13 protein-coding genes are annotated in these 21,843 nt (G+C 41.9%); 12 read left to right on the forward strand and 1 reads right to left on the reverse strand.

Translation table 11 applies throughout. From position 1 onward, the window contains the following. Positions 1 to 127 precede the first annotated feature (127 nt). The 11 genes from BQ7382_RS02755 (at position 128) to BQ7382_RS09855 (ending at position 19,564) form a co-directional block, all read left to right on the forward strand. Positions 128 to 3,358, forward strand: coding sequence for a helicase-related protein (locus tag BQ7382_RS02755; RefSeq protein WP_077390600.1), 3,231 nt, complete (start codon positions 128 to 130; stop codon positions 3,356 to 3,358). Next, on the forward strand, positions 3,359 to 3,991 hold the full coding sequence (locus BQ7382_RS02760) for a DUF4391 domain-containing protein (protein WP_077390601.1): 633 nt from the start codon (positions 3,359 to 3,361) through the stop codon (positions 3,989 to 3,991). Continuing rightward, the gene (locus tag BQ7382_RS02765; RefSeq protein WP_205408158.1) at positions 3,978 to 5,852 is read left to right on the forward strand and encodes a site-specific DNA-methyltransferase; all 1,875 of its coding nucleotides are present in this window, start codon (positions 3,978 to 3,980) and stop codon (positions 5,850 to 5,852) included. Before BQ7382_RS02760 ends, BQ7382_RS02765 begins: the two co-directional genes overlap by 14 nt. Position 5,853: 1 nt before the next feature. Further along, a complete protein-coding gene (locus tag BQ7382_RS02770) occupies positions 5,854 to 6,927 on the forward strand; it encodes a PDDEXK nuclease domain-containing protein (protein ID WP_077390602.1) in 1,074 nt (357 codons plus the stop codon). A gap of 18 nt (positions 6,928 to 6,945) precedes the next feature. Next, the gene (locus BQ7382_RS02775; protein WP_331465909.1) at positions 6,946 to 10,050 is read left to right on the forward strand and encodes a type III restriction-modification system endonuclease; all 3,105 of its coding nucleotides are present in this window, start codon (positions 6,946 to 6,948) and stop codon (positions 10,048 to 10,050) included. 71 nt (positions 10,051 to 10,121) lie between these two features. Continuing rightward, entirely contained in the window at positions 10,122 to 13,802 is a 3,681-nt protein-coding gene (locus tag BQ7382_RS02780) for a YobI family P-loop NTPase (RefSeq protein ID WP_077390603.1), read from the forward strand. Positions 13,803 to 13,885: 83 nt separating this feature from the next. Continuing rightward, positions 13,886 to 15,625, forward strand: a complete 1,740-nt coding sequence (locus tag BQ7382_RS02785; RefSeq protein WP_077390604.1) for a DUF262 domain-containing protein — start codon at positions 13,886 to 13,888, stop codon at positions 15,623 to 15,625. Between the two features lie 344 nt (positions 15,626 to 15,969). Continuing rightward, the gene (locus BQ7382_RS02790; protein WP_077390605.1) at positions 15,970 to 17,493 is read left to right on the forward strand and encodes a hypothetical protein; all 1,524 of its coding nucleotides are present in this window, start codon (positions 15,970 to 15,972) and stop codon (positions 17,491 to 17,493) included. A gap of 36 nt (positions 17,494 to 17,529) precedes the next feature. Then, the gene (locus BQ7382_RS02795; protein WP_077390606.1) at positions 17,530 to 18,765 is read left to right on the forward strand and encodes a hypothetical protein; all 1,236 of its coding nucleotides are present in this window, start codon (positions 17,530 to 17,532) and stop codon (positions 18,763 to 18,765) included. 12 nt (positions 18,766 to 18,777) lie between these two features. After that, entirely contained in the window at positions 18,778 to 19,386 is a 609-nt protein-coding gene (locus BQ7382_RS09645) for an ATP-binding protein (protein ID WP_268874714.1), read from the forward strand. 100 nt (positions 19,387 to 19,486) lie between these two features. Then, complete coding sequence (locus BQ7382_RS09855) at positions 19,487 to 19,564, forward strand: hypothetical protein (protein ID WP_077390671.1); 78 nt, start codon at positions 19,487 to 19,489, stop codon at positions 19,562 to 19,564. A gap of 312 nt (positions 19,565 to 19,876) precedes the next feature. Here BQ7382_RS09855 and BQ7382_RS02810 read toward each other — a convergent pair whose 3' ends face one another. Next, positions 19,877 to 20,767 (reverse strand): LysR family transcriptional regulator, encoded by an 891-nt coding sequence (locus BQ7382_RS02810; RefSeq protein ID WP_077390607.1) that lies wholly within the window; start codon positions 20,765 to 20,767, stop codon positions 19,877 to 19,879. 195 nt (positions 20,768 to 20,962) lie between these two features. On the opposite strand from BQ7382_RS02810, the gene BQ7382_RS02815 reads away from it, so the two are divergent. Continuing rightward, positions 20,963 to 21,820, forward strand: coding sequence for an acetyl-CoA hydrolase (locus BQ7382_RS02815; RefSeq protein ID WP_077390608.1), 858 nt, complete (start codon positions 20,963 to 20,965; stop codon positions 21,818 to 21,820). Positions 21,821 to 21,843: the final 23 nt, after the last annotated feature.

The following is a 21,843-nucleotide window of genomic DNA, read 5'->3' on the forward strand; positions in this document are numbered from 1 at the left end:
ACGTAGTGTTTTTATCATGATACAAAAATGCAAGAACGTGTCTCATAGCCTTGCTGATGCGCGGAGATCGCAATTAATCTGTACCTTGTTACATGAAATATGACGATACGATTTGAGGAGTTTCCAGATGGAGACATTTAATAATAGGACGAAGGTCGTAAAAGACGATCTAGTAAAAAAAATAAAATCGGGAAGCAAAGTATCCATCGCTGCTGCATGCTTTTCGATATATGCTTATCAGGCGTTGAAGGATGAACTGGAGAGTTGTGAGGAGTTTCGGTTCATCTTTACATCGCCTGCTTTTGTTGCGGAGAAAACACAGAAGGAGCGTCGGGAGTTTTATATCCCCCGTTTGAATCGCGAGAAAAGCCTGTATGGGACAGAGTTTGAGGTCCGTCTCCGCAATGAATTGAAACAGAAGGCGGTAGCAAAAGAATGTGTTGACTGGATCCGTCAGAAGGCTTCTTTTCGCACAAATACTACGCGAGAAGGAATGAACAACTTTCTTGTCGTGGAAAATTCAGAAGATACATATGTGTACACGCCGTTGGATTCATTTACTGCGGTGGATATCGGATGTGAACGTGGAAACAAGATAAGTAACATGGTCACCAGGGCGGAGAACCCTGCAAGCATGGAGTATATCGACCTCTTCGATACTGTTTGGAATGATGCGGAGAAACTTGCGGATGTAACGAACGATGTCATTGATATGATCGGAGCTGTTTATCAGGAGAATTCACCTGAGCTGATCTATTTCATGACGTTATACAATATCTTCAGCGAATTCCTTGATGATATATCCGAGGACGTGCTGCCAAACGAGGCGACTGGTTTTAAAGACAGCGCAATATGGAACAAGCTGTACAATTTTCAGAAGGATGCTGCCCTAGGCATTATCAACAAACTGGAGCAGTATAACGGATGCATATTGGCAGATAGCGTTGGCCTTGGAAAGACCTTTACTGCACTGGCCGTAATCAAGTATTACGAAGGCAGGAATAAGAATGTTTTGGTTCTTTGCCCTAAGAAATTGTCTGAAAACTGGATGACTTATCGCGGTAATCTGGTGAATAATCCTCTGGCAGCAGATCGCTTTCGCTATGATGTTCTTTATCATACTGATCTTTCAAGAGATAAAGGCATGACCTCCATAGGACTTCCGATAGACAGGATAAATTGGGGAAATTATGACCTGGTGGTTATCGATGAGAGCCACAACTTCCGTAATGGAAATGGCACCAATACACATGGCGGAGTAAAAGAAAATCGATACATGCGACTGATGAATCGTGTGATCAGGCCTGGGGTGCGAACAAAAGTCCTTATGCTTTCCGCAACTCCAGTCAATAACCGGTTCTATGATCTTCGCAATCAGCTTGCTCTCGCTTATGAAGGTGATCCTCAAGATATTAATGCGAAGATGAATACGAAGTCGGATATCGATACGATATTCAGACAGGCTCAGGGAGTTTACAACACATGGTGCGATCTCCCTGAGGACGAGAGAACGACACAAAATCTGCTCGAACGGCTGGATTTCGATTTCTTTGAAGTGCTTGATTCAGTCACTATCGCAAGATCACGTCGTCATATTCAGACTTATTATGACACGGGAGATATAGGCACATTTCCTAAGAGAAACAAGCCGATATCTCTATATCCGAAGCTGACAGACAAAAAAGGCGCTATCAATTATAAGGAAGTTTTTCAGTGTCTGTCAGAGCTTATGCTTACTATCTATACACCGACTCAGTTCATTTTGCAGAGCAAACTCTCCAAATACCTTTCTGAAGAGGAAACGGAAAATTTCCGAAAGGGACGTGAGGCAGGTATTCAGAGGCTCATGAGTATCAACCTGCTCAAACGGATGGAGAGTTCTGTTCACTCATTTCTTCTTACGTTGCAGAGAATGTATCAGTATTTGTCTGATACAGATAATATCATCAAGGACTTTATCAAAAGCGGCACAGGAAATTTGAATGAAATGACGGATCTGTCCGGGACAGCGACCGATTTTGACGATGATGATCAGAATACTGATCTGTTCACGGTAGGCAGGAAAATCAGGATCGATCTCAGAGACATGGACTATATCTCCTGGAAGCGTAATATCGAATCCGATATGGCGGTCCTATCCAGACTTATCGATATGGTCAAGGATATCACGCCGGAATATGACTACAAAATAAATCAGCTGATCAAGATAATCAAAGAAAAAGAAACATCTCCAATCAATCCTGGAAACAAAAAAGTGCTTATTTTTACCGCATTTGCCGATACCGCGGAATACCTTTACGAGAACATTGCGCCAAAGGCAAAATCGATCGGCCTGAACACAGCTCTCGTTACCGGGAGTGTTGAAGGGAGAACAACGATCCCGAACTTCCAGGCTGAGATGAATCACGTTCTCGCTTGTTTCTCACCCATATCGAAGGATAGAGATATTCTTTATCCTCAGGACAGAAATAATGACATTGATATCCTGATAGGCACAGATTGCATATCTGAGGGGCAGAATCTTCAGGACTGTGATTACTGTATCAACTATGATATACATTGGAATCCTGTGCGGATCATTCAGCGCTTTGGCCGTATCGACAGGATAGGGAGCAAGAACAAGGTCATACAGCTTGTTAACTTCTGGCCGGATCTGACATTGGATGAATATATAAATCTGAAGGCGAGGGTAGAGACGAGGATGCGTATTTCCGTCATGACTTCCACGGGTGATGATGACCTGATCAATCAGGATGAAAAGGGAGATCTCGATTACAGAAAGGCTCAACTTAAAAAACTGCAGGAAGAAGTTGTAGATCTGGAAGACATGACAAGTGGAGTTTCGATCATGGATCTGGGGCTGAATGATTTCCGTATGGACCTGCTTTCATATATGAAAGATCATCCCGATATAGACCATGTTCCATTTGGGATCCACGCTGTGGCACATGGCGAAAAGCCGGGTATCATCTTCGTGCTTAAGAACGTGAATACAAAGATCAACATTGAGAACCAGAACAGACTTCATCCGTTTTATATGGTCTACGTTGGAATGAACGGCGAAGTGATAATCAATCATTTGAAGCCGAAAGATACATTGGATGAAATGCGTCATATGGCAAGAGGGAAGGACAAACCAGACAAGGATCTTTGCCGGATATTCAACAAGAAAACGAAGGATGGCCGCAATATGGAAAAGGTGTCCAAACTCCTGGAGGATGCCATAGGTTCGATCATAGAGGCCAAGGATGAGGAAGACATATCGAGTTTCTTTTCATCAGGAGAAACGACATTTCAGTCTGGTGGATTCTCTGGACTAGAAGATTTTGAGCTGATCTGTTTTATGGTGGTGATGTAGATGATCGATTTTCCGGAAAGCACGGCAGTGCATCGGCGCATACCGAAAGAAGCGTTTTATAAGCATCTGCCACTCACGGCGGCATTGAAGGCAAAATTTGTATCGGATGTCGACAGGATCGTAGTTGAAAACAGTCTGACCAAAAGGAATCTGAACCTTGCAAAGGACTCTGAAATAAAAGAGATAATGCTGCTGTCCATAACTCTGAAGAAGCAGAATTTCGATGGAAAAATCGTAGAAGCTATCGCAAGGCAGAATCCGCACAAGCTTATCTTTCTCCTTGAATATGAAGGTGAAGGGCAGCTTGCGATATACCACAGCAAGTTGTATAGAACAGAGTGGATCAAGAAGAATGGCCTGAAACTCACTTTGAGTGGAAATACACTTGATGAGATCTGGGACGATCTGGTGCGTCAGATAGCGATCTCTTCCGAGACTTTACTGCACAGGCCGAATCAGACAATAGATGAACAGCTTACAGCGCAGGATGAGATCAATCGGTTAAACAAGCTTATACAAAAAACGGAAAGAGCTACATGGAAGGAACAGCAGCCGAAGAAACGATTCGAACTATATACGAAGCTGCAGGAATACAAAAAACAACTGGAGGAAACAACACATGGAGAAAATTAAGATGCACACACCGGATCTCGCCGAGGAAAACTACAAGAAACTGGCAGAGCTGTTCCCCAATGCGGTGACTGAGGCGAAGGATGAGGAAGGAAACACCGTTCGGGCCATAGATGCAGATGTGCTGAGACAGGAGATCTCTGCAACGGTAGTTGAGGGCGATCAGGAGAGGTATCAGTTTACATGGCCGGATAAGAGAAAGTCCATTGTGCTGGCAAATGCTCCAATTGCCAAGACGCTCCGCTTGGAAAAGGAAAAATCTGTCGGTAGAGATGGCACTCCGGGTGGGACAGACTCAGAGAATATTTATATTGAGGGCGACAATCTGGATGCTCTTAAGCTCCTCCAGGAGACTTACCTTGGGAAGGTGAAGATGATCTATATTGATCCGCCATATAACACGGGGAATGATTTCATCTATGAGGATGATTTTTCTCAGAGAGCCGCTGACTATATTGATAATAGTGGACAGACAGATGAAGAAGGTAATCGTCTGGTACAGAATAGCGAAAGCAATGGTCGGTTTCATACTGATTGGCTTAATATGTTGTATCCGAGATTGAGTTTGGCGAGAGATTTATTGTCCGACGATGGAGTTATTTTTATTTCAATAGATGATAACGAGCAAGAGAATCTTAAAAAAATATGTGATGAAATCTTTGGAAGTCAGAATTTCGTTGCGCAGTTGATATGGGAAAGGGCTTTTGCACCAAAAAATGATGCCAAATACATTTCTAACAGTCACGATTATATTATTATGTACGCAAAAAAAATAGATAATTTTAAGATCGGAAGACTTCCTAGGACAGATGAAGCTAATGCGAGATATTCAAACCCGGATAATGATCCAAGAGGTGTTTGGCAGTCAGATAATCTGACAGTAAAAACATATTCACCTTCAGGAGACTACCCTATTACGACCCCTTCGGGGCGTGTAGTAGAGCCTCCAGCAGGGCGCTGCTGGAGTCTTTCCAAAAAAGCTTTTTTGGAAAGACTCCAGGATAATAGGATATGGTTTGGTGCAGATGGAAACGGAGTACCTAGAATAAAGCGGTTTTTGTCTGAGCTAAAATTTGATGGAATGGCACCAACGTCAATACTCTTTTACAAGGACGTAGGACATAGTCAGGAGGGATCTCAGGAGTTAATTAGAATTATGGATGCCGGTGTTTTTGATGGACCAAAACCTATCAGGTTGATAAAACGTCTCATAACACTTGCTAATTTAGATACCGATTCACTTGTACTGGACTTCTTTTCTGGATCCGCTACTACTGCACAAGCACTGATGGAAGAAAATAAAGAAAAGAATACAAAACACCATTTTATCCTTGTTCAAGTGCCAGAAGATGCAAATAAGAGGAAAGAAACAAAATTTGAAACCATCTGCGACATCGGTGAAGAGCGCATTCGTCGCGCTGGTAATAAGATCAAGGAGGAGACTGGTGCGGACATCGACTATGGCTTCCGCTGCTTCAAGGTGGATTCTACGAACATGGAGGATGTATTCCAGAGGCCTGCGGATCTTGCACAGGATCAGCTTTCTCTGTTTGACAGTAACATCAAGCAGGATCGTACTCCTGAGGATCTGTTGATACAGGTGATGCTTGATCTGGGAGTGCTTTTGTCTTCGAGGATAGAAGAAATTGGTATCAAAGGGAAGAGAGTATTTTCCGTATCAGACGGATATTTGTTAGCATGCTTTGACGAGGATGTTGACGAAGATGTTGTAACTGAAATTGCTCAAAAGAAACCGTATTATGCTGTTTTCAGGGACAGCAGTATGGCGGATGACAGCGTGGCTGCAAACTTTGAACAGATTTTTGCAACATACAGCCCGCAGACAGTAAGGAAGGTTCTGTGATATGGAGGACATGAATTTAATCGAATATCACAGAACTGGTGATGTGCTTAAAGATACGGAACAGATTGTCGATGCTGCCCAAAGGCGTGCACATCAATCTGTCAATGTCCTTCTTGTACAGAGAAACTGGCTGATCGGCAAACGCATTGCGGAGGAGGAGCTTACGCATAACGGCAGGGCGGAATACGGGCTTGAAGTGATCAAGTCTCTCTCGAAAAGCCTGACGAAGAAATACGGGAATGGTTTCACAAAGACTAATTTGTATAATTTTTATTCTTTCTATAAAGAATTTCCTGAGATTTTCCACTCACTGAGTGGAAAATCTGATCAGCTCCTTTCATGGACACATTATCGTGTCCTTTTGCAGGTGAAAGATCGTCAAGCCAGAGACTGGTATGAACACGAAGCCTTTCAGGAAGGCTGGAGTGTCCGGACGCTGCAGCGGAACGTATCATCTCAGTATTATTATCGTATGCTGAAGACACAGCAGCCGGAAGCGGTGAAACAGGAAATGAAGATGCTGACCTCTTCTTATCAGAACAAACTTGAGTTCATTAAGAATCCTGTCATCGCTGAATTCCTTGGTATGCAGGAAGATACATCATATCTTGAGTCTGATCTGGAACAGAGCATTATTGGTAATCTCCAGAAGTTCTTGATGGAGATGGGAAAGGGATATGCCTTTGTTGCCAGGCAGCAGCATATTCACACGGAAAAGGAAGACTATTATATTGACCTCGTCTTTTACAACTATATTCTGAAATGCTTTGTGCTTATCGATCTGAAGACAAAAAAGATCACACATCAAGATGTTGGTCAGATGGACATGTATATCCGGATGTATGACGAATTGAAGAAAAGACCGGATGATAACCCGACCCTTGGAATCGTTCTCTGTACTGACACTGATGAAGATATTGCAAAATATTCTGTCATGCACGGCAATGAACAGCTCTTTGCATCAAAATACAAGCTGTATCTTCCTTCAGATGAGGAGTTGCGGGCCGAGATAGAGAGTCAGAAAGCATTTTTTAAGCTGGCACACATTGAGTCGGAAAATGACCAGAACGATTGAGATAGGAAGGATGATTATATGTCCGAGATGAAATTCAAATATACGATTCAGCAGTATCAGTCAGATGCGGTCGATAGTGTAGTTAAAGTGTTTGCTGGCCAGCCTTTTAGTGATCACGTTCATTACAGGATGGATACGGGGAATGATTCGAATAGCAGTAGTTTGCTCAGTACCTTGTCTCCAGAGGAATTGAGCGCTGGAAATATCGGTGGGATAAGGTCTGAGCTGGGCTTTTCCAATGCGCCGGTGGCATTAAGCAATGTGCAACTGGTGAAGAATATCCAGGATGTACAGAATGAGAATAACATCAAAAGATCCACTGCACTGGCAAAGCATCTTGGTGCCTGCTCTCTTGATGTTGAGATGGAGACCGGTACTGGAAAGACCTATGTGTACATCAAAACCATGTTTGAGCTGAATCGTCAGTATGGCTGGAGCAAATTCATCGTTGTTGTTCCTTCCATTGCAATTCGTGAAGGTGTTCAGAAGAGTTTCCAGACCATGCAGGATCACTTCATGGAACTCTACGGAAAGAAGGCACGTTTTTTCGTTTACAATTCCAAGAACCTGGCTGATATAGACAACTTCAGCTCCAGTGCAGATCTATCTGTCATGATAATCAATGTTCAGGCCTTCAATGCCAGAGGCAAGGATGCCAGAAGAATACGAATGGAACTGGATGAGTTTGGCAGCCGTAGGCCTATGGATGTTATTCAGGCCAACAGGCCGATAGTGATATTGGACGAACCACAGAAAATGGGCGGGACTAAGACGCAAGAGTCACTAAAGGAATTTGATCCTCTTTTTACATTGAATTACTCTGCGACCCATAAGGAACATCACGACCTGGTGTACGTCCTGGATGCCATGGACGCATACCAGAAGAAGCTGGTAAAGAAAATAGAAGTCAAAGGCTTTGACATTAAGAACCTCCGCGGGACCGATGGATATCTTTTCCTGGAGAACATTGTTATATCACCGAAAAAGCCACCGATGGCGAGACTGGAATTTGAGATCGGATATGACAAGTCTATCAACAGGGAAACGCGGATCTTGGGCGAAGATGATGATCTCTACTCTCTTTCCAAAGGAATGGAACAATACAAAGGTTATCATATCAATGAAATAGACCCGATCCACGGCAAGGTAACGTTTACGAATGGCGTTGAGATCCATACCGGAGAGGTGATGGGTGACGTAAGCGAAAAGGACATCCGCCGTGTGCAGATCCGGGAGACTATTCGGTCTCATTTTGAAAAAGAAAGAGAACTGTACGATCGCGGGATAAAAACTCTTTCACTTTTCTTCATAGATAAAGTCGAAAACTACCGCAAATATGACGATGAAGGCAATGAAATTAATTCTGAATATGGACAGATGTTTGAAGAAGAATATCTGTCGATACTGAACGAAAATGTCACAATATTAGATACACCTTATGACCGTTATCTGAATGGGATAGATGTTCACGAAACACATGCCGGGTACTTCAGCATTGACAAGAAGGGCCATAAGGTGGACTCCAAGATAAAGAGGGGCACTGATGTCAGTGACGATGAATCAGCTTACGAACTGATCTTGAAGGACAAAGAGAGATTGCTTTCTCTCGATAATCCGGTACGCTTTATCTTTTCCCATTCAGCACTTCGGGAAGGCTGGGATAATCCGAATGTTTTCCAGATATGTACGCTTAAGCACGGGGGAGACAGCACGACAAATAAACGGCAGGAAGTGGGTCGTGGACTCAGGATCTGTGTCGACCAGTCTGGTGACCGGATGGATGAACAGGTCCTGGGATCCGAGGTGCAGGATGTAAACAAGCTCACAGTGATAGCCAGTGAAGGGTATAAAGATTTTGTAGCAGGCCTGCAGAGGGAAATAAAGGAAGACCTTTACGATCGCCCAACGAAGGCTTCACCAGAGTATTTCATTGGAAAGCGTGTGAAGCTCGGAAACGATGTCGTTACAGTTTCGGATGATCAGGGACGTGCTATTTATCGTTATCTGATCAAGAACGATTACGTCGATGAAGATGATCATGTTTCCGAAAAATACCGTACAGACGCAGAGAATAATGCTCTTGCAGAACTTCCGGATAAGGTGAAGAATATAGCACCAGCCGTTCATGCTCTCATCAGGGGAATTTTCGATGAACATGCACTTGAGGATATGATCGAAGACGGTCATACAACAAAAGTTCCAGAGAACAAATTAAATGAGAATTTTTACAAGAAGGAATTCCAGACGCTTTGGAACTACATCAACCATAAATATAGTTATACTGTGCACTTCGACAGCGATGAATTGATACAAAAGTCGATCGAAAATATCAACAGCAAGCTCGTTGTTGCAAAACTTCAATACACGGTGACAAAGGGGATACAGGGAGATGACTGGTCTTCTTCAACCGTAAAAGACGGAGAAGGTTTTTATGCTAATGAAAAACGCACGTTTGAGTTGAATCGTGCTGAAACAAGTCAGGTGAGATACGATCTTATCGGAAAAATAAGCGGTGGGACTCACCTTACCAGGCGTACTGTCTCCAGGATCCTTCAGGGGATCTCTGCTGAGAAGTTCTACATGTACAGGAATAACCCTGAGGAGTTCATCACAAAGGTGACCAAGCTGATAAACGAACAGAAAGCTACCATGATCGTAGACGATATAACCTACAACAAGACGGAAGGAACATACGAGTCGACGATTTTTACTGCGGAAAAGAACAAAGATTTTTCAAAGGCTTATCCTGCAAAGAAAAACGTTCAGGACTATGTCTTTGCCGACGGTACTGCGGAAAAATCTGTTGAACGGAAATTCGCAGAAGAGATGGACCTAGATGATAAGGTGGTCGTGTATGCGAAGCTGCCGAGAGGCTTCCAGATACCTACGCCGGTGGGAAACTATGCGCCAGACTGGGCGATAGCATTCCAGAAGGGTACGGTGAAGCACATTTACTTTGTAGCTGAGACGAAGGGCACGATGGATAGCATGGAGCTTCGTCCGATTGAGCAGGCAAAGATTAAGTGTGCAAAAAAGCTGTTTAATGAAATATCCACCGAAGACGTTGTATACGGACAGGTGAAGACTTACCAGGATTTGATAAATGTGATGGATTCGATATAGATGGAGGAAAAAATATTCGTTCTGGAGAATAACTCTATCTGGAAAGTGGAGAAGCGATAGGAGTCTGTTTTATGAGTTTTACGGACAAAATTAGGCGACTGAGAAATGCAAAAAATAATACGCCGCAAAAGATCCAATGCGACGAGAATTATCGTGCACTAACTCCAAAAGACGATATACAGAACGGGCATGAATATTTAGCTGCTCTTGACTGGGCAATTGATAATGATGATATTCGTAATATAGCCATATCTGGTCCCTATGGATCAGGGAAAAGTAGTGTCATAAGAACTTACTTTAATACTAGAGAGAGAAAGCCTGCAATAATTATTTCTTTAGCGGCTTTCAATCTGGAGAGTATAGGAGTTGAAAATGACAAAGAACTAGAAGAAGAACTGGAAATCGGCATATTAAAACAACTCTTCTATCATGTTCGTGCGAATAGGATTCCGAAAAGCCGCTACAGGAAACTACAGCCTGATAATAAAATTAAAGATGTTTTTATTGGTTTTTTTACTGAGATTCTGTTGCTTTCTCTGTTACTATTTTTTTCTCCACGACGAGTAAGTCTGTTTATTGAATCACTAAACAGACTTGAGGGATATTTGGGTGCAATTGTAGTTGTTCTTGCCTTGGCTGCTGTGTGGGGTGCCTGCTTCGCTGCCATAAGATGGTTTGGACGAGGTACTGGTGTCAAAGAAATTAGTATTTTGAATAAAGCCTCTTTCAAGAATGGGGAGGGAGAAGCAGAAGAGTCGGTTTTCAATCGGAATATTGATGAAATATTATATTTTTTTGAAGTAACAGGATACCAGTTAGTGGTCTTTGAAGATTTGGACCGATTTAATAATACAAATATTTTTGTGCAGTTGAGAGATTTGAATAATCTTCTCAACAATTATGAAGGGATAGATGAAAAAATTGTTTTCATATACGCAATAAAGGATAATATGTTTCAAAAGGAGGGGGAACGAACTAAGTTTTTCGATTTCATCATCCCAATTATCCCTTACATTAGTTCTACAAACTCTGGTGAAATATTGCGACATGAACTCCAGTTTGATGAAGAAAAAAATGCAAGCCGTCTTTATGATATTTCTGGTAAATTTATATCTTTGATTTCTCCATACATAAGTGATATGCGAGTTTTGAAATGCATCTGTAACGAGTTCATCATATTCAAGAATACTCTCAAAGGTAATCAACATCTGGATTTGAACGATACTCAGATGTTTTCCTTGATAGTATTTAAAAACCTTTATCCTAATGACTTTGCTCAACTAGAGAATGAATCAAATGATAGCATTGTTCGTAAAGCTTTTTTCGACAAAAGAAAATATTTCTATGAAAAGGAAGTTCATTTGAAAGAGAAGCAACAAGAACAAGAAGCTATTATTAATAGGGTGAAAGATGAAAATTTAAGAAGTATTAGAGAATTAAAGATAGTACTTTTTAGTTCGCTAGTAAAAAACAATGGCTGTATTATTTCCATAACATGTGATGGAGTTAGATATTCATACTCGAAATTATTGGATGATGGTTTTGATATCAATATTCTAAAAGGAAAAATCTTGGAAGTAAACTATTATCCATTAGACAACGGTTATCAGAGAAGTTTAATGGTCGATGATATTGAAAAAGAGATAATAGATAATGGTGGTGATTTTTTTGAACGGATCAGTCAACTGAAAAGAGGCTTTGAAAATTGTAAGGAAGAGGCAAAAGGGAAGATTGAAGATTTTGAACGACTGATGAATACACTGCATACATATTCAATTCGTCAAATGTTTGAACAATTTGGCACAGATTTCTTGAGTGAAGATGTAAAAGAGAATGATCTTCTAATTTTCCTGTTGAGAAATGGATTTGTAGATGAGAACTATACTGACTATATTAATTATTTTCATCCAAACAGTATTTCCAAAGATGAAATGAATTTTGTTCTAGCAGTGCGAAATCATAGATCAGAATTGGAATATGAATATCCATTAAATAATGTTTCACGGGTATTTGAAAAATTACAAGACTATGAATTCGAACAGGAAGAAGTTTTGAACTTTGATCTTATTGATTATGTATTGGAAAGTAAAACCGGATCTCCTGCTGAGAATTTGCTTGTAAAACAACTTTCAAATCATTCTCAAAGTAGCATGACTTTTGTAAAAGCATACGTTGAGAGAGGTAATAATGAAGGACGTTTATTAAAGCTCTTGTGCCATGAAAATGATAGATTATGGGAAGATATTTGCGAAGATACAGGGATTTCAATAGATACAAGATATAAGTATTTGAGCACGATTCTTTTGCATGCCGACATTGATGACATTGTAGCACAGGATAAAACAGAAAATGGTGAGAGACCGTTAACAGACTTTTTCCTGACACATCCTGATGTTCTGGAAAGGCTAAAAGACGTAACAGAGAAGAAAATTATTCAGATAATTGATACATTGAAAATAAACTTCATAAATCTTGAAACTGCCAATCTCCCAGAGCGTGTTAACGAACACATCTTTGGAAACTGTCACTATAAACTAAATGAAGTAATGATAAGACAATTAGTAAATTGGATAAAACCTGAGTTTGTGGAAGATTTGAAAAGGAAAAATTACACAACTGTGCTGACCATTGATTATCAACCATTGACTAATTATGTTCATGAATATTTCGATGACTATATTCGTAATTTGGTAATAGGTGTTGAGTCGAATACAGAGGAAGATAGCAGTGCAGTTGAAAATATTCTTGAAAGGCTATTCCCTGATAATCTCGAATTAGCACTTTCAGTACTGAATAAGGAAAAAATCGTTTGGAATAGCATTGAAGACTGTTGCGTAAACATTTCGGGAAATGATTATGAGTATAAACAGAAAATCTGGGACTATCTATTTGAGAACAATCAGATAAGCTGTACTTGGGATAATATTGAATCTTATTTTAATGAGTATGGAGAAAGCGAAACGTGGCTGAGCTATATCATTGATAATGTTGATCTACTTACTTCTGATGTAGCAAATTTCGAAATTTCGAATGATGTGAAAGATGCACTCCTTGATGCAGAATTATCAGTAGAAGCATTCCGAAAAATTGTCAAAGGGATTCATTTTGAAATACATGACACAGTACTAAGTCGGTTCGACACTATGAAAATCCGTGTGCTAATTGAAGAACAAATATTACCATTTGATCCGATGTATTGGTCAGAGATGGAATCGGTATCAAATGAATTAAGAGTTTTATATGCAAAAAAAAATAATCGAACCTTTATTAAATATATAGACAAATTAAATCTTACAGTCGATGAAGTGAATCAATTGATCAAAGTTGATGAATTTGATAATAGTGAAAAACGTACTATTTTAAAGAAAATTAATTCAGCAAATGTTGATGCTGAAACAGCACAAATCATTGAAAGAGCAACTTTTGATATTCCTAAGGAATATGTAAATGCGGCGTGGCAGTTACTTTCGTATGATGAGAAAAAAGAGTTGTTACTCAATCATATCAAAGTGTTTGAAAATGATGAGCTATCAGAGTTGTTCAGTCAATTAGGGCCGGAATATGAACCACTTGTTGAAAGGAGACGTCACAAATATACTTTAGATTATTCGGATTATAATAGGAAACTGCTTGAAAAGTTGAGGCGATGCGGCTATATAACTAGTTCAAATGAATCTTGGACTGATGATATAGACAAAGAGTTGTCAGGAAAGAAAAAAATATTGACTGGATATGTTAAGGATGCTAGGTAGTGAAATGTCGGAGCATTCGACAAAATAATAATATAGATAGGTGCTTTTATTTTTATCATGAGCAAAATGCTAGAGGAGTTAAAATGTCAAAATTAAACATAGATCAACAGACAGTAAAAGAACTGTTTTCAAACAAAAAATCTGATTTTCTGATTCCTGACTATCAAAGACCATACGCTTGGGGAGATGCGGAATGTGAAACACTATGGGATGATATTTTTGCTTTCGCTTTTCCGGATGATGATTATTCGAAGTTTGATAGTGACAATGATGAGTATTTTTTGGGACCAATTGTTACATTCAAGAATGAAAATAAAAAGCTTGAAATAATTGATGGGCAACAGAGATTAACAACATTGATGCTTTTACTGCGTGCATTCTATTCTTTTTTTGGAGCGATGAAAGATTCAAATTCAAAAAAAACGGCTGATGATATTGCTAAATGCATCTGGAAAACAGATGAGTTCGGCACGCCTAATATGGATGCCTTAAAAATCGATTCGGAGGTATCGTCGGATATTGACAAAGATGAGTTCTTAACACTGTTAAAATCTGGAACAGTAAATAACAATATGAAAAGTATTTATGCGCAAAATTACAGATTCTTTTTAGATTGCATAGAAGGATTTAAAAATAGTTATCCTACTTATTTTCCGTATTTTCCAAATAGGATCATGAATAACTGTATTCTCTTGCCTATAGAGGCTGAGTCACAGGATACAGCATTGACAATTTTTTCCACATTGAATGACAGGGGGAAACCTTTATCAGACACAGATATATTTAAGGCGCAGATGTATAAATGCTTTAAGGAAGCGGGCAAAAAAGATGAATTTGTTAAAAGATGGAAAGCGCTAGAAGATGTGTCTAATAGGATCTTTAAAGTAACGACGGGATCTCCAATGGATGAACTTTTCACACGTTATATGTATTATGAGCGTGCGAAGCAGGGAATAAAGAATACAACAACTGAGGCTTTAAGAAAATTTTATGAGAAGGACAATTATCGTTTGTTGAAAAATAATGAAACACTTGAAAATTTAGAGTCATTGGCTGACTTCTGGGAGAAGATCGACCGGCTGGATGATAGTTTGTCAGATGAGGTACTGCGAGCACTTGAAGTGCTTCAGTATGCTCCAAATGGTATGTGGACCTATCTTCTATCAGTTTATTATATGCACAATCGAAAAAAAGATGGTTCGATAGATGAAAAACAACTGTGTGAATTTCTTGATAAAATTACAGCCTTCATTTGGGCTTATGCACTTTTGAGACCTGGTGTTAATGCACTGAGATCTCCAGCATATCCAGAAATGATCAAAATAGTGACTGATAAACAAGTCGATTTTGCGGAGTTTAAATTTAATGAGTCGGATGTTCGTAATTCTTTGAATAATTATACATTTTCCAATGGGCGGCCAATAACAAAATCTATTCTAGCTTGGTGGTTATTTCAAAATCCAAATCAGGAACTTGTTCCCATGAATACCATATTGGAGATAGAGCATATTTACTCGAAAAAGAGAGAGGATAATGAAAAGAGCTTGAAAAATCCAAATAATATCGAATCATTGGGTAATAAAGCATTATTAGAGAAAGGAATAAATATTCGAGCATCAGATTATCGGTTTAGCGATAAAAAGAAATACTACGAAGGATTTACAACAGGAAAAGGAAAAGTGAAATCTCCTACAATTAATGTTGAGTTGCGGGAAATAGCAAATAATAAAAAGGATTTTACAGAATCAGAAATAACAACTCGCGAAAAAATAATTGTTGATAGTTTTATTGACTACTTAAAGAAGAATGATCTTATTAAGTAAAATTAAACTCCAATTAATGAAAATAGTATTGATGATTACGAGTCATGCATAGTACGCAAATATTTTGTGAATATGTCCATTTTATTCCTCTAATCGGGAATTCACTTTTCTATTGCCTGACGGATGAATGTTGCTGTGATTTTACATAAAATGACTTCTACTGGATTCAAGACAAGGATTGGTATTATCCTGAGGTAGCGCATCACGTTTGCTCTAGCCTCCCCGCATAAGCTGGCCCGGCTACACGATTTTTTTCCGGGTCTGCCTGCGAGGACACCCAAATCTTTAAATACTATGCAGTTACGATGATCTTCTCGAGTGTGTTTTAATAAAGGTGTAAGTCCATGGCATCAAACAAAGCGATACACGATTTCGCAATCAAGTATCATAATCTCTTTTCAAATCCACAGGCGTCGGAAAACGCTGTGACTTCCACTTTTGGCGAGGACTGCCAGGCTCTCGGTTTCGATCTGTATACTGGTGAAGACCTTCAGAATGCTTTTCCGGATCTTGATATGGAAGATGCTGAGAAACTTAAAGAGGTTATTGACAGTATCTCAGATGCGCAGCTTCTTGGATCTGCCATCTATTCGAAGTGGTGGAACATCCTTCGCCGGGATTTTACGAAAGAGGAATGCGGCTTTCTCAGCCTTGAAAACAGAGGCTGGTTCATCGTTGCCCTGACAAGGCTGGCAGTTCTTTCGGACGGCGAAAGCCCGTTTGTTTTCAGGGGATCACTCAAGAGAGCCAGAATTATTTCCAATAATATCTGCGATTGGCCGGAGCCGCATCCGGGTGATGAAATAGAGCAGCGTATCTCGATAACAGAAGGAAAAGGGATATGGCTGACCCGCTATCGTTATGGCGGTCCGGATGACAGGCTGCAATTGATGAGAAGGGAAAAGATCCGAACTGAAGACGCCGTTTTAAAAGACATTCTGAACGCGATCACCATAGGTTTTGAAGATCATGTCAATGACTTTGAGCTGGATGTTGGCTCCTGGACCATCGAGCTTACAGATGAGGAAGGGAAGGTCACGAAATTAAAAGGTTCGCTGGTCCCAAATGCTTTTGATGGCCTTTCCGACTATATCAGGGAGCGATTGAACAGAGATGATCTGTTCCTGTTCGATGGAAACCCGGATCATGTCGACCAGATAGAAATGACATATGACCGTCATCAGGAGTTCGAGGTGGATGATCATGCAGATCCTGAGCAGCCATATGCGATCTGGGATTACCATGAAGAGCTCAAAATCAGCAGGGATACGGAGACTGTTGAGCTCTACAGACAGATATTTTCTGACTGCGATGTGCGAAATACATATCATATTGCAGGGGGAGTTTCGGATTTTCTCGATAGTCTGGAGCCATATGCGCTTTCCGAGGCGGAAGGAAACCCGCCGGATGTTTTTGTAGATCCATTTCGCACGGAAAAATATAAGATCACCGTGACTACCAGGCGCGCAGGAACGCGGGAGATATCTGGGCTATTTGATAAAAAAGGACTGCCGAAAGACTGGCCGGAGTTTTCCCAGCGCCTCCTTGATTTCCTCTTGTATTACGGGCTGGGCGAGATCTTCGACGAACGCGCATATGGCAAGGTCCGCAGGAGAGCTGGTGATCTGATCTTCTGCAACGTCGTTTTCACAGATGGAGGCAAGGAATACTGTTATTTGTCTCATGAAGATCACGATGTTGGCGACCTGGTGGTCGTGCCTGCGGGAAAAGACGACCATGAGGCCGTCGTCAGGATCGAGTCGGTGGAGTATCACCCGGCGGAAGAGGCACCATATCCGCTCGATAAGATCAAGATAATCATCAGAAATTTTGACAGAGAAAGGGATCTGGAACTGATACAGGACTAGATTTGCATTTCTGAACGGGAGAGGAGATCAACCGCTATGGACAGCCCAAGAGTCAAGGAATACAAGAAACAGATCCAGACGCTATTCAGCCGCGCAAAAGTGCATGGCTTCGTCGACTGGCGGCACATGGGTCCGCTGACAAGCGGAATATTAGATCTGATGGACGATGCCAGGAAAGTGATGTCCGCCCCGGAGGACCGGTGGGATCTTTTTGCGGTAGCGAATGCTGTTTTCCTGAAATGGGGAAAGACCGACATGGATGATGACGGCGATACGCAGATGGTCATGGATGAAGTGACTGACGCCTGGGACGATGTTATCTGCCGCCTTGCCGATGAGAAAGAACAGAAGAAGGCACTGGATTTTTTCATGAAGAACACGGACGGCAAAGTGATAGACTACGTGGAGAACTACCTTTACCAATTCATGGACACGCACTTCAGAACACCCGAATTCCTCAAGATCAAGAGAAGTTTTCTGGAGGATAAGATCCGGCAGGTGGAGTCATCGGACAAGGATGACTTCTTGAAAGAATGCGATAAGACCGATCTGAAGGAATACCTGCTGCAGGTGCTTTCTGACGAGGGTGCTCCCATCGAAGAAGTTGAGGCGTATGCGAAGACCGTCGGGAGACAGGATATTAGCGACAGAATGCTCCGGATCTATGAGGAACGCGGTGAGATCGAGAGGGAGATCGCGCTCCTTCGAAAAATCATAGAGGAGCAGAAAGGCCGCCCGTTCAGGAGTTTTTCGTATAAGAAGTATGAAATGAAACTGAAGGATATCTATCAGCGGACGGGCCGCGCGGAAGAACATTACGCTCTGCTCGGGCAGATGTTTTATGAGTACCCGGGGAACGATGAGCTGTACAAAGAATACAGGGCGACATTTTCGGACGATGGCTGGTGCGATGAGGCAGAGCAGCACCTCTTTCCTGCCGTCATCGGACGCTATGACGCCATGTCCCTTTTTGAAAAGGAAAAACGCTACGACCTCATGATGGACACCGCGGAAAGGGTAGGATATTTCGATGGCTACGAGAAAGTCCTGAGGGAACGCTATCCTGAGAGATGCCTGAAGATCCTGGCGATGAACGCCGACGACGAAATGGAGCGTGCTACCCAGCGTAAGGGGTACCGCAAGGTAGCAAGGATTCTGAAGAAAATGCTTAAATATCCTGGCGGCGATACGGTCGCAAAAGCCTTGGCGGAAAAGTACAGGAAAGAGTACCCGCGAAGACCGGCGCTGTGGGAAGAGCTGGAGAGATTCTGACAGAATTCACATATTCAACTTGCCATTTACGACGACCGCCTTGAGATCACTTCGCCTGGAGGTCTGCTTCCGGGAGTGACGGTTGAAAAAATGCGAGAGGGATATTCCAAGATCCGAAACAAGGCACTGGCACATGCATTTCTCTACATGAACATGATCGAGGAGTGGGGAAGCGGTGTCCCGAAAATCGTGCGGGAAATGGAAGAATATGGCCTCCAGGAGCCGGAGTTTATAGATATGGAAATAGGATTTCGTGTCAATCTGTACCGGTATCAAGATTTGTCTACTAACCAAGAAACTAACCAAGAAATTGAAAACACTAACCAAGAAACTAACCAAGAAATTGAAAACACTAACCAAGAAACTAACCAAGAAATTATTCAGAAAGCCACGGATACTGAGCAGAAGGCGTGCCAAAAGACAGATCTTGTATCTGAGATGTCAAACATGGATAAGATCCGCAACGCAATTGCAGAGAATCCTTACGTTACGCAAAAAGAACTTCAGAAAATTACAGGCCTATCTAGAAGTGGGGTGCGTTACATTATTCAGCATATGAGGGACTCAGGAGAATTGGAGAGAGTCGGAGCAACGAAAAAGGGCAAGTGGATGCTCAAATAAGCACTGATAGCGTCAGTGCTCATTATCTGACAACCTGTCGGAGATTCCGACAGGTTGGAAATAAAATTGGAGGAAACGAAACCAGAATGTCTTTTATGATATCCTTCACACCCAAAGCACGGATTTTGTGGTAGAGAATATCGCTGAATATCTGAAGGAAAGAGGGGTGAAGGCATGATCGTTTATCATGGATCGAATACTGTGAAGATAAAGGTGTATCCGGGATATGATCAAATTGCCTTCATTTCCCAGAAGGCAATAGATAAGCTCCTGTCATTGCCGGAGCTGTTTTCTCGTTGAATTTTGAATTCGCATTTTAACTTGATCGTTGCAAATAAATACATGTCTTAGTATGTTGAAATTTCCACCTGGACAGTATAAATCCCGCAGAGCACCTTCCTTCCGGACTCCCGCAGACTGCAGATCTGCGGGGACTTTTTTTGCAAAAATATATCTCATACCCCATGAGGTCAGGGGGTGCCCAAGGCCGTCAGCAGTTGGAAATCAGATCCGGCAGTTCTTTCGCCAGGGTTCTTCGCAGCGACAGGATGGTGGGGTCGTTCTCACATTCCTTGCGGTATGCCAGCACGATGGGATGGGTGTCATCCAGGGTAAAATAATCGAATTGATCCATGTATACTGGCTGGCTCCACAGGTCCATGATGGCTACGCCCTGTCCGTTTTCCACCTTGGAGATCATGGTGGCCTGGTTTTTTACCAGCTTGATTTTAGGGCTGAAGTGGTAGCGCTTAAAGCTCCTCGTGACCTCATCATTGATATCAGGAGATGTTTTGTCATCAAATATGAAGAACGTTTCATCCTTAAACTGCAGTGGTGAAGTGGGGTGAGGAAAGTGCTTCGGGTACAGGATCACCTTTGGCAGCTGGTAGATGGGCTTTCGCTCCAGCTGAGGTGAATCAAACAGGCGGTTATCTATGGTCAGGACCAGGTCCAGGTCATTCTGAAGCACCAGCTGGAACAAGTTGTCAAAGGGATGACATTCCACTTCGATGTTTATGTACGGGTACTCCTGCTCCAGAACATTCATCATGGCAGGAAGGAAGTGGGAGATGGTCCAGCCGGAAGCGTAACCGAACCGGAGGATCTTGGAAGACCGTCTCTTGAGCTGGTCGCACTTCTGGCGGGCAGATTGAAATTCCTTTTGAATATTTGAAAAAGCTTCATAATAAATCTGTCCGCTTTCCGTAAGTTCCAGGGGTTTCCCAGGGGTGCGGACAAACAGCTTAGTTTCTAATTCCCTCTCCAGTGAGGCAATAGTACGGCTGATTCCCGGCTGTGTCTGGTAGAGATTTTCCGCTGCACGGGAAAAATTCTTTTCTTTAGCCGCTTCCAGAAAACAGATAATCTGATTGTCGTTCATGTTTATCGCCCTTCTTTATTGCCCTTCTTAGCGTCAATGTTTCCGAGAACATCATAACATTTTTGATATGGCCTTTAAAGGAATACTTATTTCAAATCCGGCGGTGAAAGTGAGAGAATCTAATCAAACAAATAACAAACATGTTAATAACAACATACTTAATAATTACCTGAACAAATTAAGGAGGATTCACCTATGTCTTTTGAGTATCGCCCTATGCGCAGTGTTATTTATGTAGACTGTGTCCGTGAGGAGTATCGTCATCTTCTTCAGCACTGGGTATATGCTGTTCATGTACCTGACAGTATCAGCAAGTTCGAGCCATATTGCAGCAAATATGCTTTCTATAATGCGCTTCCAGTGCCACCAGAAGGAGAGCGTTTCGGTACCCGCCGCATGCAGATGACAGAGCATTACTGGACAGTCAACGAAATGACCCCGGAGATGTCAAACAATATTTTTGCTGAAAGAATGCCTGCTGACGTTCTCCGCTGGCAGGGAATGATTCCTGACTCCGATGAGGCTGTTGCTGCTATGGCTAACCTGGACGGTGATGAGGCCAGAGCATCTGGCGGTGACAATGGAATGCCTCCATTCGTATTTGCTCACGTACCAATGAATTGGCAGGACGATTACAAGGGAGCGGGACGTACTGTAGATGATGGTCCTAATTACCGCTGGCAGTTTGTTCTGCGCTGGCCAGATGAAGAGGCTGGGGAGAAGTGGTTCAACGAAGTATTTGTTCCTTACTTCCAGGGCCGTCCGGAGGTTAACCGTTTTGTGTCCAGCAAGATCTACCATGATGTAGTAGGATGCCAGTTCCATCGCCTGGTAGAAATGTGGTTCGACGGTCCGGACGAATGGTACGCTGCTGCTGTTGAGGGCACTAAGGACATGGCTAAGCCTGATTGGGCAAAGGCTGCTCCAGAACAGGCTCCACAGGCTAAGTTCCCATTCCTCAAGTCCAATCATAACATTGTAGGAATGTTCCTGACAGACATGGCCGCTTGCGACAATCTGAAGCAGTATCGCGGCTATCTGACAATGCGTTAATCTAAGACAGAGCAATATTAGGA

The organism is Mobilibacterium timonense (assembly GCF_900155555.1).
Classification (GTDB): Bacteria; Bacillota; Clostridia; order Peptostreptococcales; family Anaerovoracaceae; genus Allobaileyella; species Allobaileyella timonense.

Bases quoted from the DNA above. Each gene is read 5' to 3' on its own strand.
- BQ7382_RS02785 (WP_077390604.1), top strand. From the start codon at position 13,886: ATGTCAAAATTAAACATAGATCAACAGACAGTAAAAGAACTGTTTTCA.
- BQ7382_RS02790 (WP_077390605.1), top strand. From the start codon at position 15,970: ATGGCATCAAACAAAGCGATACACGATTTCGCAATCAAGTATCATAAT.
- BQ7382_RS02755 (WP_077390600.1), top strand. From the start codon at position 128: ATGGAGACATTTAATAATAGGACGAAGGTCGTAAAAGACGATCTAGTA.
- BQ7382_RS02765 (WP_205408158.1), top strand. From the start codon at position 3,978: ATGGAGAAAATTAAGATGCACACACCGGATCTCGCCGAGGAAAACTAC.
- BQ7382_RS02795 (WP_077390606.1), top strand. From the start codon at position 17,530: ATGGACAGCCCAAGAGTCAAGGAATACAAGAAACAGATCCAGACGCTA.
- BQ7382_RS02780 (WP_077390603.1), top strand. From the start codon at position 10,122: ATGAGTTTTACGGACAAAATTAGGCGACTGAGAAATGCAAAAAATAAT.
- BQ7382_RS02810 (WP_077390607.1), bottom strand. From the start codon at position 20,767: ATGAACGACAATCAGATTATCTGTTTTCTGGAAGCGGCTAAAGAAAAG.
- BQ7382_RS02760 (WP_077390601.1), top strand. From the start codon at position 3,359: ATGATCGATTTTCCGGAAAGCACGGCAGTGCATCGGCGCATACCGAAA.
- BQ7382_RS02770 (WP_077390602.1), top strand. From the start codon at position 5,854: ATGGAGGACATGAATTTAATCGAATATCACAGAACTGGTGATGTGCTT.
- BQ7382_RS02775 (WP_331465909.1), top strand. From the start codon at position 6,946: ATGTCCGAGATGAAATTCAAATATACGATTCAGCAGTATCAGTCAGAT.
- BQ7382_RS02815 (WP_077390608.1), top strand. From the start codon at position 20,963: ATGTCTTTTGAGTATCGCCCTATGCGCAGTGTTATTTATGTAGACTGT.